The following is a 14615-nucleotide window of genomic DNA, read 5'->3' on the forward strand; positions in this document are numbered from 1 at the left end:
TGGCCAAATCTGCTTTTCACAACCCAATCTTTAATCCATTTTACTATTCAAAATAATGCTCCCATCCTTTTTTGTAATTCACCTTAAAATATGCACAGAAGAATATTTATAGTAGGAAAAGGTTAAAAAACTATAAAAACCTCTAATGAATCAAAAAATTTCTAAAAAACGGAAAATAAACCTACCTAAAGTTTACGATATTATACTATTATATAGAATTATTTATAAATTATTCCTTATCAGGTAATTGGTGATCTCTGGTCACTTTTTATAATATCTGCCAACATTCACAAGGAGGTAATACTATGAAAAAATCGCTCATTAATGGCTTTTCTTCTGCGGCTGTTTTGTCCACTCTCTTATTTGCCCCAACATCGGCCATGGCCTCACAACCAGAGAATAATCCTACACAATCGATTGTTACGTTTGAAAAACAAGTTGAAACAAATCCTGACAACCTTTTTAAACGTGCTCTTAAAGGTGAAACTGATTTAATTAATGACAACATACCCTTGACAGCTGAATTAAAAGATGAGAAAGGACAAATTGATTCAAAACATTTAAAACTATTTAAGACTACACAACATATTAAAAGCGAAAAGTTAAGTGATGGTAGAGTGGTAGATTCCTATGCCACAACTGAATTCGCTGTCCCTCAACTTGCCAGTACTAATTCTGCTCAAATCGCTTCGTCTCAAGCCGTTTCGGCTGCGTCTTATGACGGTTCAACTTCTAATTCAGCTTATGATACCCAAACTTATACTATTAAGGCATATGGAACAATCTATTGGGATAACTATTATTATTCGAATCAACCCAGTCATCTTTATACACAGCTAAAAGAAGCAACTGGAGGTTGGACGACAGATTCAACAATAAGCGTAACAAATAAGAAAGTAAATATGGGTGAAAACGGTAATAGTTATTATGGATATAAACAACAAGCCACCTCTTTTTATCCAACACAAAACACATTTGATTACTTTGCTCCATCTTCTTGGGTGCCGGTTTACTACGTTTCAACTACTTATATGCCAAGAAATTTTGGTATAACAACAAGTGCAACTCTTAACGGGCACGGAACCTCATGGAATCTAACTTTATATGTTCAGAAAAATTCATAACACATGAAAAACATATCCGGTGATTAATTCACCGGATACGTTTTATACTTTGGATAAAATAAACGTTAATACAGCTACAAATAGGTTCGGTAATCCAATTAGAAAGCAGATAGCTGACCATTTCAATCGTTGATTACGATCAATTGTGGATTCGATAGCTTGGTTTGCTCTCATACGATCTCCACTAACAAAGGCGTAAGAGAAAATTCCAGCTAATAAAAGAAAAACTAACCCAATAATTCCAGCAACATAGATTAGAAAGGTGAAATTCTTTGATATCAATGACAAAATAAGTATTACCATTAAAATTCCAATTCCAATCAGAAGGGATTTAAACAAATTGATCAGACTCCTTTAACCCGAAATAGGAGTAAATTATTCAATAAGTTATGCTGATATTAATCTCTATGACATTATAATTCTTTATCCACCGTCTCAACACAGATCGTCGGATATTTCATATTTACGTACAATCTTATACTGAGAACAGCAATGATAACGTCTTTCCAATAAGCAATGACGATAGAGAGGCTGACACACAAGGTTATGAGTCAGCCTGTAAGACAGTTGTTATGAATTAAGCTATCCGGTTATCAACGCAGGGCAGCTGTTTATTTATTTCTGAAATCGTTATCATAATCTAAAGAGAACGTGGGATTATCGGTAAAATTAGGTGGGTGGGATGCTGTTCATCATGATACACTTTTTGGGTTGCCAGTTTTACATCTGAATAAGTTCCTTGTTTATCAATCCTGAAAGAATTTAAATTAGGATCAAAAGCTGGGAAGTTGCTACTCGATATTTCGATACGGATTTTATGTCCTTGTTTAAATACATTACTAGTGCTGCCTACATGAAAGCGATATTCATAAATTTCTCCGGTAACAATCGGGGTTGGGTTCTCATTTGATTCTCTATAACTCGCCCTTTGAATGCCTTCTAATAGATTAATTGCCGTGCCATCCGGGTGGACATCCACGAGTTTAACCGTAAAATCAGTATCATCCGCCGTAGAAGAGGCAAAGAGGATAGCTTCTACAGGACCGGTAACCTCAAGCTCTTCAGTCAGAGCATCCGATGTGAACACTAATACATCGTTTCGAATCTCTACTGAACGTTGATCTTTAGGACCCATTGGGGTTAGGGCCGCATTACAACAGCTATGCCCACCCATGCTAGGTACAGGATCCAGCGGGTTATAAACATAGATATCTGCTATCTCTTGAGCAGGTTTCGTGCAATTCAGATATCCATCTCCACTAAGAGAATTAGCTCTTCCTTTACTGTGAATAAAAAATGGCGTATATTGTGTTCTAGCCAGCGGCCATTCATTTTCCTTACGCCATTTATTTTCACCCATCACAAAAATAGAAACAGGTGGTTCATCCATAATACCGTTCTTCTTTTCTTTTAACCAGTAATCGAACCAGCGAACCTGAATGTCATCAATTGCGTTATTTGCTTCTTCACCAAAGTCAACGTCTCCGACTAAATTAGCCCATGGCATATGATACCAAGGACCAATTATTAGTTTCTGGTTACTATTCGTTTTAGTGAGGCCCATGTAATTTCGAATGGTTCCCTCAATGAAAGTATCATACCATCCGCCGATATGTAGAGAAGGAACCTTCATCTCATTGTATTTATCTCCCAAATGCCACGTTTTCCAGTATTCGTCGAATGTTGGATGTTCGAGCCACTCATAATAAAAAGGAGAAATATGACGGTCGACCATTGGATGGTCAGTGAACGGCAAATGATCATACTCCTCAGTAATCTTGTTATTATTGATTTTTATTAATTGACGGGTCGCTTCCGGTTTTCCTCTCCGTACAGCTTGATCCAACGCCAGCAGAGCTGACCACGATTGTAAGAAAGCAAGCTTGAGAGCTCCATTTTTATACGACCAATCTTCATAGTACCCATCATTGGTAAAAGCTGGGGCAATGGCCGTTAATCCATCAGGATTGTCAACAGCCGGTTGTAATTGGGTCGCCCCTACATACGAAAATCCATACATGCCTACTTTTCCATTGCACTTTGGCAAATTTTTAACGAATTGAATGGTATCGAGTCCATCCTGACGCTCATAATGATAAGGATGAAATTCTCCTTCCGATTGGAATTTGCCTCTTGTATCCTGGGTTACTACAATATATCCCTGCCTTGCATACCATTCGGGATGGAGGTAGCTCATAAATTCAGAATGTGTCTTATCATATGGCGCCCGCATAAGCAGAGCAGGAAAACATTCATCTGCTTTGGGATAGTAAATGTCTGCATATAACGTTACTCCGTCTCGCATCACAATCGGGACATTGATTTCGGTTTGCACTTCGTAGATTTTCGTAAGCGTTTCCATTAATAAATCCCACCTTTTTTCGGCATTCTATCATTAAGAAATCTTCAAAAGCCGATGATTAGTACCCTATCTAAATTGTGGAATACTAATTTAGACAATTCGATCCCCGTATTTTTCCTCAACCTCGTAATCATGAGAGGCAAGCAGAAAATCAGCATCATTGCAGGCACGTGCAACAGCAGCCATCTCATCTCGTTTCGTCCAATAATGATTGCCGCTTGGCCAGTAATTCCCATAAATTTCTCGATAATGCCGGGTTTGCAAACCTATATTATAAATCGCGTCACTACAAATTACGGCTGTTCCTTTTGAGGTTTGGATGTAGACAAATTGCATTCCTGGAGAATGGCTTTTCGCAAAAACGCATTTTACACCCGGAACAACACTTATAGGCCCCGATTCTTCCCCATCCAACAGCCACAAGGAACCTGGTTTATAAAGTCGCTGGAATATATGTTCCATGTCTTCATAGACATACTGGCCTACCATTACCCCACTAAAACCAGCTTCTATTTCCTTGCGTTGAATAACCGCTTGAGCCTCCGGAAACTGATAAATCAGACCTGCATGATCAAGATGCAGGTGAGTGAGGATGACATGGCCGATATCTTTCGGCTCCAAGCCATATTTCGCGAGTTGATTTTCGAGTTTTTGTTCTTCCGTTTGAGTAGCCTTCATCCCCAGGCGCCCCATAATTTCGGTGTTTCGAAATCCGGCATCAACTAAAATCGGTTTTTCTGCACCTAAAATAAGAAAAGAATACGTAGGCACCCTCACTGTTTTACCTGGTTCATGACCTAACACTGTAAAACTTGATTCCGCTTCTATATCACCAAGATTCATGATACGAATTTCTAATGACATCGGAATATGCCCCCTTATTAACATATTAAATGAGAATTTTACTCTTCGTCGTTGATAATAGCCAGGCATTCCGTCTCCACGGAAATACCGCCCCAAAGACCCGATACCCCAACGACCGCACGGGTTGGCGCTGTATGAGCATCTGGAAAAAACTCCGAATACACTCTATTAAAAACATCGAAATTTTTGATATCTTCTAAATACGCAGTTACTTTTAGTACTTTGGTTAAGGATGAACCTCCTGCCTCTATAACTGCTTGCATATTTTTTAACGTTAAACGGACTTCCTCTTCGAAATTACCGCGTAAAACTTCACCAGTTTTGGGATCCAAAGGGCCATTCCCCCCTACTATTAACAGATTTCCAAAACGCGTGGCGGGAGAATACTGGCCTACCGGCTGAGGAGCATCCTTACTCCAAACTACTTTCTTTGTCAATTGCAACACCCCCTTTTGATATAAATTAATTATAACAATCAAAATATTCTTTACAACTGTGCAAGAATATAAGATTAATGATAATTTTTTGTTACTTGCATACAATCAGTATGTATTATAAAAAGGAATAAAAGTAGTATTCAGAGAATTTATAACCATTCTGCTGTGACAAATTGTGTAAGTCGGGAGGTAACCCATGTTAACATTAGCTGAAGTTCTGAAAATGCCATGTCTTAAACGAGCACAAGTTGTAGCAGGGGCTTCCGGTTTACGATGCCAGATATCTTCCGTAACCGTCACGGATGTTCCAGATTTCTTTCAGTGGTTACGCGGTAATGAATTTATTTTATCAACTGGATTTGCCTTTCAGGGAAATGAAGAAAGTTTGGGTCAAATTATACATACTTTAAAAGAATCAAATGCAAGTGGTTTAGGAATCAAATTCAACCGCTATTTGACTCATTTGCCGGAATCTGTGCGCGCTATATCTGATGAGTTAGGAATTCCAATTGTGTCTATTCCTTATGAGTCCTCCTGGACCGATATTATTAACCCAATTATGACTGAAATTATTAACTTACAAGCAGCCCAACTGCAACGTTCAGATACAATAAGAAAGCGGCTTATCAAACAAATGCTTGGTCAAGGAGGAATTCGTGAAATTGCGTGTATACTGGAAGAGTTTGTTGAAAATCCAGTTGCAATAATAGATTTGGCTAGCAATCAACCGTTTTCCAACACGAAATTGCCTAATCTTTCGGAAACAGTTCTTTCATCTGAACTTTATCGCTTATTTGAGGGTGAGTCATTTACCGTGGTTCAACATACTCCCGAAATTATCCGGATCCACGGTATGCAATCTCGAATAGTTGCCCCAATTGAGGCAGCTGGAATGAAAACGGGTTATATCATTATTCTCGAACAGAATAGGCCGTTTTGTTTAGAAGATATTATTCCTCTTGAACAGGCGACAATTGTAGCAGCTTTAGAAATTGAGAAAATGGAAGAACATCGAAAAGCCAAACGCAACCTCCGCCATCATCTTCTTCGTCGCATTCTAGAAGATGATTCCTTACCTTATCTATCGGCAAAATTGTCGTTTCGAGAGGTGGGATGGGAACTGGGTGAACATTATTTAGTCTTCGCCGTGGATGTTGCACTAGAAGAGCAAATATCAAATGACCAACCTAGAATGGCAATCCAGGATATCAACGAGTATATTCTAAGAAACTGTTCACGTTTATTTTCCTCCACGACAATAAGTGGATTTGATGGAGAGCAGCATTTAATTTTCCTTCATCCTGTAAATCCAACAACACTTTCAAGATGCATGATAGATGAATTCACTAGAGAGTTGAAATTGAATATTACTCAACTTATTAAGGAAATGACTCAAGAAAAAACACTAATCAGTATTGGGTACGGTAGATTCCATCCAGGCTTTGAGGGAGTACGGACAACCTATAAAGAGTCGGTGAAGGCTTTAAAAATAGGGAGCCAGATATTCGGTAAAAATCAAATTATCAGCTTTTCCGAACTTGGGCTTTATAGAATTTTGTATCATGATGAAATTCGGCAGGAATTAAAGTTATTTTGTGAAGAGATGCTTGAACCGCTCATATCAGATAAAAAAGAGAATAACGATCTCCTTGTTACATTACAAGTATTTTTGGAAACAGGAGGCAATTTCCGGTTAACGGCAAAAAAATTATTCGTACATCATAATACAGTGCGTTATCGGATTGAAACCATTGAGCGACTTTGCCAAGTCGATTTGAAAAATGACACTGACCGATTAAATTTAGCAATTAGCTTAAAGACACTCCCTATTTTTAATAAATCTTTTTTATCATGACGACTTGCCAAACATGCTATCACACTCTCAAAAGTAAAAATCCCCTTCGCTGATTAGGCAAAGGGGACCATAAATTACTTTATGCTTGAACGTATATCGAACGAATTTCTGCGATAATCTTGCTTGTCATTTCCTTCGTGCCGACTGCTTCTTCCTTGTTCTCAGCAATGTCACCGGTGCGCACACCGGAGTTCAGTACATTATGCACCGCTTTTTCGATGGCTGCTGCCGCTTTTTCCATGCCAAAAGAGTATTTCAGCATCATGGCTGCGGAAAGAATCGTCGCCGTTGGGTTGGCAATGCCTTTTCCAGCAATATCAGGCGCCGAACCATGGACAGGCTCATACAGGCCAAAATTGCCGTCAGCCAGGGAAGCCGATGGGAGCATGCCGATGGATCCCGTGAGCATAGAAGCTTCATCGCTCAGAATATCACCAAACATGTTTTCCGTTACAATGGTGTCAAACTGCTTCGGATAGCGGATCAATTCCATCGCGCAGGAGTCCACAAGCTGGTGGCGCAGCTCAACATCCGGGTATTCCGGTGCGAGGCGATCCACCACTTTGCGCCATAAGCGGGATGACTCCAGAACGTTTGCTTTATCAACAGATACAAGCCGCTTGCTGCGGAGGCGGGCTACTTCAAACGCTCTTCTCACAATCCGCTCGATCTCATGTTCATGGTAAATCATCTCATCAGACGCAACTTCTCCGCCTTCTTCTGCATACCGCTTCTTCTCGCCGAAATAAAGGCCGCCGGTAAGCTCACGAATGACCATGAGATCAACGCCTTTAACCACCTCTTCTTTTAAAGAAGAGACGCCTACCATACAATCGAGCATGAAAGCAGGGCGCAGATTTGCATAAAGCCCCAGTTCCTTGCGAATGCCAAGCAGACCTGTTTCAGGGCGAAGATGTGCCGGATTATTATCCCATTTCGGTCCGCCAACCGCTCCTAACAAAACTGCATCTGAGCGATGGGCTTTATCGATAGTATCCTGGGGCAGCGGTGTGCCCTCTTCATCAATCGCAATGCCACCAAGTTTGGCATACTCAAGGCTGAAGGAAACACCTTCAAGCTCTTCTACGACTTGCAATACGTTTAGGGCTTCTGCTACTACTTCCGGTCCAATCCCGTCACCGGGAAGTACCGTTATTTTAAACGATTGACCCATTTTGTCTTTTCCTCCCAGCCTTATACAAGCGCTTCAACCACGTCGCCGCGAAGTACGATGATTTTATTAATTGCGTTTAAATAAGCTTCTGCACTTGCTTCAAGAATATCGGTACTTACCCCGCGGCCCTGTACCGTTAAATTACTCTGCTTAAGGCGGACGTACACTTCTCCAAGCGCATCCCTGCCATGTGTGATGGAGACAATCTTGTAGTCTTCCAATTCCACTTCTTCATTCGTCACACGATCGATCGCTTTATAAATAGAGTCAACGGAACCATTGCCTGTCGCCGCTTCCTCAAGCTCTACACCGTCTGCTCTTTTAACGCGTATGCTAGCTGTAGGGATAGAATTATTCCCATATGAAAGTTGGAGGTTTTCCAGGCTGTACTTTTCCGGGATTTCAGCCAGCTCAGAGTCTACCAGTGCAATGATATCATCGTCGCTAACATCCTTTTTCTTGTCACACAATTCTTTAAATTGTTTGAACGCATCATTCAAATCTTCCTGTTCCAGATGGTAACCGAGTTCTTCCAACTTTTCTTTGAAGGCGTGACGGCCAGAGAGTTTCCCTAAAACAAGTTTATTGGACTTTATGCCGACTTTTTCAGGGCGAATGATTTCATATGTTGTTACCTCTTTTAACACACCATCCTGGTGAATACCGGATTCATGGGCGAAAGCATTGGCGCCTACGATGGCTTTATTCGGCGGCACGATCATTCCCGTTAATCGGCTGACAAGCTTGCTCGTGCGCGCAATTTCATCAAGTTTCAGAGCGGTTAGAGCCTGGTAGAAATCTTTTCGTGTATCAAGGGCCATCGCCACTTCTTCAAGCGAAGCATTTCCGGCGCGCTCTCCGATTCCGTTAATGGTTCCTTCGACCTGGGTAGCACCGGCCTGGATAGCTGCCAGCGTATTCGCTACAGCCATACCTAAGTCATCGTGGCAGTGGCAGCTCAGCTTCACATTCTCAATGCCTCGTACGTTCTCTGACAGCTTCAGGAAAATATTTCCATATTCCATAGGGGTCGTATATCCCACCGTATCCGGAATATTGATGATGCGGGCACCCGCATCCACAACTGCCTGCACGACTTCGATTAGATACGGAATTTCAGTCCGTGACCCGTCCTCACAGGAGAACTCTACCAGATCAAAATATTTCTTTCCGTATTTCACAGCGGCTACTGCGTTTTCAATAACCTGCTCTTTGGTCATGTTTAACTTGTGTTTCCGGTGAATCGGCGAGGTCGCAATAAAGACGTGCAGACAAGCTGATTCCGCATCCTTAAGCGCTTCCCACGCCTTATCAATATCCGACTGCACAGAGCGGGAAAGGCTCACAATGGTGGAATTTTTAATGCGGTTTGCGATTTCCCGGATTGATTGTAAATCACCGGGTGAAGCGGCCGCAAAGCCCGCTTCAATCCGGTTAACCCCCAGGCGCTCTAACTGATGCGCAATCTCCAGTTTCTCATTCAAACTCAAGTTGACTCCAGGGGATTGTTCTCCATCCCGCAGAGTGGTATCAAAAATCTCTATTGTCCGCATGATATTATCCACCTCCGCGTTTTTTGTATAGCTATTTTAAAACTCTTATCTGTTTATTTCTTAATCCAGGCCATCATTTCACGAAGCTGTTTTCCAACTGTCTCCAGCTGGTGCTCTTTTTCGATGCGTCGGCGTGCGCTGAACGCTGCACGGCCGGATTGGTTTTCAAGAATCCAGTTTTTCGCAAACGTTCCTTCCTGGATTTCTTTGAGGACTTTTCTCATCTCTGCTTTTGTATCGTCATTTACAATGCGTTTTCCAATGCTGTAGTCGCCAAACTCAGCTGTGTCGCTGATGGAATAACGCATATATTCAAGACCGCCTTCATACATAAGGTCCACAATCAGCTTTAACTCGTGAAGGCATTCGAAGTAAGCAATTTCAGGTGCATATCCCGCTTCAACCAGCGTTTCAAAACCGGCTTTTACCAGTTCACTTGTACCACCGCAAAGAACTGCCTGCTCACCGAACAGATCCGTTTCCGTTTCTTCGCGGAATGTTGTTTCGATTACACCTGCACGCGTACAGCCAATGCCGCTTGCATATGCGAGGCCGAGTTCTTTCGCCTTGCCTGTGCCATCCTGGTAGATAGCAAGAAGTGCTGGCACCCCAAAGCCTTCCGTGTATACGCGGCGAACCATGTGGCCTGGGCTTTTTGGTGCAACCATAACAACGTCCGTGCCTTCAGGCGCAACAATTTGTTCGAAGTGGATATTGAAACCATGCGAGAAGAAAAGTGCAGCGCCGTCTTTAAGATTAGTGCGGATTTGATCACGGTATACTGACGCCTGCTGTTCATCGGGAAGCAAGATCATAATGACTTCTGCTTTAGCCGTTGCTTCATCTACTGTATATACTTCAAAACCATCGTTCTCAGCCTGCTTCCAGGACCGGCCCTGACGAAGGCCGACGATTACTTTTAAACCGCTATCGCGGAGGTTTTGTGCCTGTGCATGGCCCTGGCTGCCATAGCCGATGATTGCGATAGTTTTACCTTGCAGGAATGATTGGTTCGCGTCTTTTTCGTAATACATTGTTACCATTTGATGTTCCTCCCGAATTATGTTTTCTGTTTTTTTTAAAACGAATTAGCCCGGTAAAGGCTATACTCTTGCAAATGCGGCACCCCGGCTGATGGCCGTTACACCGGTACGGGATAGTTCCTTAATTCCGTACGGTTTTAAGAGCTCAATCAGGGCGTCATTTTTATCTGAATCGCCCGTAACCTGTATAATTAAAGATGTCGGGCTGACATCTACTATGCTGGCACGGAACGGATCGATAATGCCGTTAATTTCTGAGCGTGTGGCAGGGTTAGCCTCCACTTTAATGAGGGCAAGTTCGCGGCCAACAAAAGCAGCCTGGCTAAGATGGGTCACTTTATAAACATCAATGAGCTTATGGAACTGCTTGATCACCTGTTCCAGCATACGCTCATCTGCGCTTGTGACGATTGTCATGCGGGAAAGCCCTTTTTCCTCGGATTGTCCAACGGTGATGCTGTCAATGTTAAACCCCCGCTGGCCCATTAAATTAGCCACCCGGGCTAGCACTCCCGGCTCGTCATTTACGAGTATGGATATGGTATGTTTTTGTTCCATCTTACTTCTCATCTCCCAGAACCATCTGATCTAGTGTTTTGCCTGCGGCCACCATTGGATAAACATTTTCTTCGGGCTCTACCACGAACTCAACAAGCACAGGGCCATTCGTTTGCAGGGCTTCCTGCCAGATTCGCTCAGCTTCCTCTTCTGTAGAAGCGCGCAGCCCTTTAATTCCATACGCTTCTGCCAGCTTAACGAAATCCACGCTTTCACTTAGATCAATATGGCTGTAGCGGTTATCATAGAACAGCTCCTGCCATTGGCGGACCATGCCGAGACAACTGTTATTAATGACAACAATTTTGATTGGCAGGTTGTGAATGGATGCAACGGCCATCTCCTGCAGGTTCATCTGGAACCCGCCATCCCCGCTTACCGAAATAACGAGCTTATCAGGATTTGCAATTTGCGCCCCGATAGCGGCCGGGAAACCGAAACCCATTGTACCCAGGCCGCCCGATGTGACAAAAGAACGCTGCTGGTTAAATTTGTAGTACTGGGCCACCCACATCTGATGCTGGCCAACGTCGGTAGTTACGACTGCATTGCCGCCAGTTGTCTCATACATGATTTCAATGGCACGCTGGGGTTTCAGCGTTCCTGCAGCACTCTTCTTGTAGCTATACGGATGCATGCGGCCCCATTCCTGCACTTGTGCTACCCATTCATCTGAATCTGTTTTTTCAATCTTTTCAAGCGCTGCGTTGAGCACGCTCTTTACGTCACCTACGATAGGTATATACGTATCAACATTTTTGCTGATTTCTGCCGGGTCGATATCGACATGGACAATCTTCGCATTCGGAGCAAATTCCTTCGTGCGTCCCATCGTAATCCGGTCATCAAACCGGGCGCCGATAGCGATCACCAGGTCCGTATTCAGCAAAGCCTGGTTGGATGCATAAGAACCATGCATGCCTGGCATACCCGGACACAGCGGGTGTGTGCCTGGAAAACCAGCAAGCCCCATAAGCGTAGGGATCACTGGAATTTGCGCCTTCTCAGCAAAAGCAAGAAGTTCTTTCTCAGCTCCGGATGTAACGGTGCCTCCACCGGTCAGAATAACCGGCTTTTTAGAAGCGGCAATGGCTTTTACCATTCGGTCAACCTGCATGGTATTCGGTTTGACCGTTGGATTATACGTGCGCAGTTTCACGCTTTCCGGATAATAGAATGGGGCACTGTCATTGTTTACGTCTTTTGGTATATCAATCAGCACAGGACCCGGGCGGCCGGTTGTTGCGATATGGAAAGCCTCTTTCACAATACGGGGCAAATCCTTAATATCTCTGACAAAAAAGTTATGTTTGGTAATCGGCAGTGTGATGCCGGTAATATTGGCTTCCTGGAAAGCGTCTGTGCCAATGAGGTTCTGTGCAACATTGCCTGTGATGCACACCATCGGTATGGAGTCCATATGGGCGGTCGCAATCCCCGTTACAAGGTTTGTTGCCCCGGGACCCGAAGTTGCAATGACAACCCCCGGTTTCCCTGTGGCTCGTGCATAACCATCCGCTGCATGGACGGCCCCTTGTTCATGGCGTGTTAAAATATGCTTAAGATGACTGCTGTACAAGGAATCGTAAATCGGGAGAACCGCTCCACCCGGGTAACCAAATACATACTCAACACCCTCTAGTAGCAGGCATCGTAAAAGCATATCTGCCCCGGTCATTACTTCTCCCATCTTGATTGGCGGAAAAGAGGCTTTTTGCTCAGCCATCGCCGTCTCTGTGCTCATGATTTCTCCTCCTTAGGAATCCTGTAACTCTCTCCAAAGTAAAAATAATCAAAAAATTGTATCTTTGCTAAAACATGTATCCACTATGACTGTGCACTGCTATCCCAACAAATTAAAGAAAGCCCTTTCACCCTCTGACTTTTATCATGTCAGTTGGGGCGAAAGAGCTTCGCGGTACCACCCAAGTTTATTGCCCACCTTCCGACAGGCAACCTCTGCAGGTTATAAAACCTAGCACATAACGCGTGCGTACGGCTATTCCTACTAGACAAAATGTCGTTCAGAAAGCAACTCCGAGGTGAGATATATTCAGCATTCTTATCCGGTTTCCACCCTCCCGGACTCTCTGTTAAGCAGCGGCTGAATACGCGTCCTCATCAATGTTCTACTGTTTTATAATTATCAATCTCATCTAAATTTTGTAACGAGTTGTTATATTATCTGCAATTATAGACACCCTTTTGCATTGTGTCAACAGGTTGACTTTAAAAATTTTTTAGAAAACTCCCACGACCGTAAGAGTGGGCGTTGCAATGGGCTTTTTCCCTCATGTGGAACATTCGCTTCATCAGCTAACAAGGCTTTGTTCTTCCCCGTACATGGTGGTATTTTCTTCTATTCTTTGGCCCTTGACACCGTTAAACAAGAGGTTTAAGAATATAGCAATGAGACTGCCTGATACAATTCCGCTCTCCATGATGACGCGTAGGCCTTCGGGTAAATGGGCAAACACAGCTGGCGTCACCGACACACCGAGTCCAACCCCGACAGAAACCGCCACGATAAACATGTTCTCCAGCCGTTTGAAGTTTACCGTCGTTAATTGCTTAATTCCAGAAGCCAGGACCATGCCAAACATCGGAATCATTGCACCGCCAAGCACAGGATTAGGGATAATGGTAGTGAGTGCGGCGACTTTGGGCAAGAGCCCTAAACCCATAATAATTACACACGCAGAAACCACAACTTTTCTCGTCTTCACTCCTGTCAGAGCCACTAACCCAACATTCTGGGAAAAGGTTGAATAAGGGAAGGCTTGAAAAATACCTCCAATGACCTGGGCCAGACCTTCTGCCCTAAGGCCCCGCTTAATATCATCGCCGTCTAATTTTTTCCCGCATACATCTGCCAGCGCAAAAAACACACCTGTCGATTCAATCATGCTGACAATTCCGACCAGGACCATGCTGATAATAGCTGTTATGTGAAACGTAGGCATACCAAAGCGCAGCGGCGTCACCATATGAAACCATCCCGCTCTGCCTACTGTCGAAAAGTCAACCATTCCCATGAAGAAAGCCGCAGCCGTCCCTACCACCAATGACAGGAGAACAGCGATTGATTTAAGATAACCCGTGAAGAAGCGCTGCATCAGAACAATGGACACGAAGGTAAGGGCAGCCAGAAATAAGTTTGAGGAGCTTGCGTATCCTGGTGAATTAGGCTGGCCAACTATGTTTCCCATCGCCACACCAATTAGAGAAGCCCCGATAATTGTGACAACCGATCCGGTTACAACCGGCGGGAAAAATCTGATAATCTTATTCATAAACTGTGAGAGGATTAGCACGATGATTCCGGATGCAATGATCGAGCCATATACAGCTGTTATCCCCTGCATCTTCCCTATCGCAATCATCGGCCCGACCGCCTGGAATGCGCAACCCATTAAGATGGGCAGCTTTACGCCGAAGTATTTACCGCCCATTACTTGAAGCAGCGAAGCGATTCCGCATGTAAATAAATCGATCGAAATTAAGTAAGCTACCTGCTCGGCATTCATCCCGATAGCCGGCCCCACAATCAAAGGAACAACTACGGCTCCCGCATACATCGCTAAAACATGTTGAAAACCAAGCGCACCTAACTTCAAAAATCCCTGTTTGTTCTTCACTACTCTT

At 43.5% G+C, this 14615-nt stretch carries 11 protein-coding genes, 1 pseudogene and 1 other annotated feature; of the genes and pseudogenes, 2 read left to right on the forward strand and 10 right to left on the reverse strand.

Features of this window, described 5'->3' with window-relative positions:
* The first annotated feature begins 305 nt into the window (after positions 1-305).
* Positions 306-1124, forward strand: a complete 819-nt coding sequence (locus PP175_RS20905; protein ID WP_272440153.1) for a hypothetical protein — start codon at positions 306-308, stop codon at positions 1122-1124.
* Between the two features lie 42 nt (positions 1125-1166).
* On the opposite strand, the gene PP175_RS30130 is transcribed toward PP175_RS20905, so the two are convergent.
* The 4 genes from PP175_RS30130 to PP175_RS20920 all read right to left on the reverse strand — a co-directional run bounded on the left by PP175_RS30130 (position 1167) and on the right by PP175_RS20920 (position 4787).
* Positions 1167-1427, reverse strand: a complete 261-nt coding sequence (locus PP175_RS30130) for a DUF5316 domain-containing protein (RefSeq protein ID WP_442870491.1) — start codon at positions 1425-1427, stop codon at positions 1167-1169.
* A gap of 337 nt (positions 1428-1764) precedes the next feature.
* Complete coding sequence (locus PP175_RS20910) at positions 1765-3486, reverse strand: CocE/NonD family hydrolase (RefSeq protein ID WP_272440154.1); 1722 nt, start codon at positions 3484-3486, stop codon at positions 1765-1767.
* A gap of 90 nt (positions 3487-3576) precedes the next feature.
* Positions 3577-4350, reverse strand: coding sequence for an N-acyl homoserine lactonase family protein (locus tag PP175_RS20915; protein WP_272440155.1), 774 nt, complete (start codon positions 4348-4350; stop codon positions 3577-3579).
* 38 nt (positions 4351-4388) lie between these two features.
* On the reverse strand, positions 4389-4787 hold the full coding sequence (locus PP175_RS20920) for a RidA family protein (protein WP_272440156.1): 399 nt from the start codon (positions 4785-4787) through the stop codon (positions 4389-4391).
* Between the two features lie 196 nt (positions 4788-4983).
* Between PP175_RS20920 and PP175_RS20925 the strand changes: the two genes are divergently transcribed.
* A complete protein-coding gene (locus PP175_RS20925; protein WP_272440157.1) occupies positions 4984-6642 on the forward strand; it encodes a PucR family transcriptional regulator in 1659 nt (552 codons plus the stop codon).
* Positions 6643-6721: 79 nt separating this feature from the next.
* Here the strand turns inward: PP175_RS20925 and leuB are convergent, their stop codons facing one another.
* The 6 genes and pseudogenes from leuB to PP175_RS20955 all read right to left on the reverse strand — a co-directional run bounded on the left by leuB (position 6722) and on the right by PP175_RS20955 (position 14608).
* Positions 6722-7816 (reverse strand): 3-isopropylmalate dehydrogenase, encoded by a 1095-nt coding sequence (leuB, locus tag PP175_RS20930; RefSeq protein ID WP_272440158.1) that lies wholly within the window; start codon positions 7814-7816, stop codon positions 6722-6724.
* A gap of 20 nt (positions 7817-7836) precedes the next feature.
* Positions 7837-9381, reverse strand: coding sequence for a 2-isopropylmalate synthase (locus tag PP175_RS20935; protein WP_272440159.1), 1545 nt, complete (start codon positions 9379-9381; stop codon positions 7837-7839).
* Positions 9382-9422: 41 nt separating this feature from the next.
* Positions 9423-10439: pseudogene (gene ilvC / locus PP175_RS20940) on the reverse strand (ketol-acid reductoisomerase); the annotation flags it as partial.
* Positions 10440-10472: 33 nt separating this feature from the next.
* Entirely contained in the window at positions 10473-10970 is a 498-nt protein-coding gene (gene ilvN, locus PP175_RS20945) for an acetolactate synthase small subunit (RefSeq protein WP_272440160.1), read from the reverse strand.
* 1 nt (position 10971) lies between these two features.
* The gene (ilvB, locus tag PP175_RS20950; RefSeq protein ID WP_272440161.1) at positions 10972-12714 is read right to left on the reverse strand and encodes a biosynthetic-type acetolactate synthase large subunit; all 1743 of its coding nucleotides are present in this window, start codon (positions 12712-12714) and stop codon (positions 10972-10974) included.
* 151 nt (positions 12715-12865) lie between these two features.
* Positions 12866-13104, reverse strand: a binding site (T-box leader).
* A 178-nt stretch (positions 13105-13282) separates the two neighbouring features.
* Positions 13283-14608 carry a nucleobase:cation symporter-2 family protein gene (locus tag PP175_RS20955; protein WP_272440162.1) on the reverse strand — a complete coding sequence of 442 codons (1326 nt, stop codon included), beginning with the start codon at positions 14606-14608 and terminating at the stop codon, positions 13283-13285.
* Positions 14609-14615: the final 7 nt, after the last annotated feature.

It is taken from the genome of Aneurinibacillus sp. Ricciae_BoGa-3, assembly GCF_028421645.1.
Lineage (GTDB): Bacteria > Bacillota > Bacilli > Aneurinibacillales > Aneurinibacillaceae > Aneurinibacillus_B.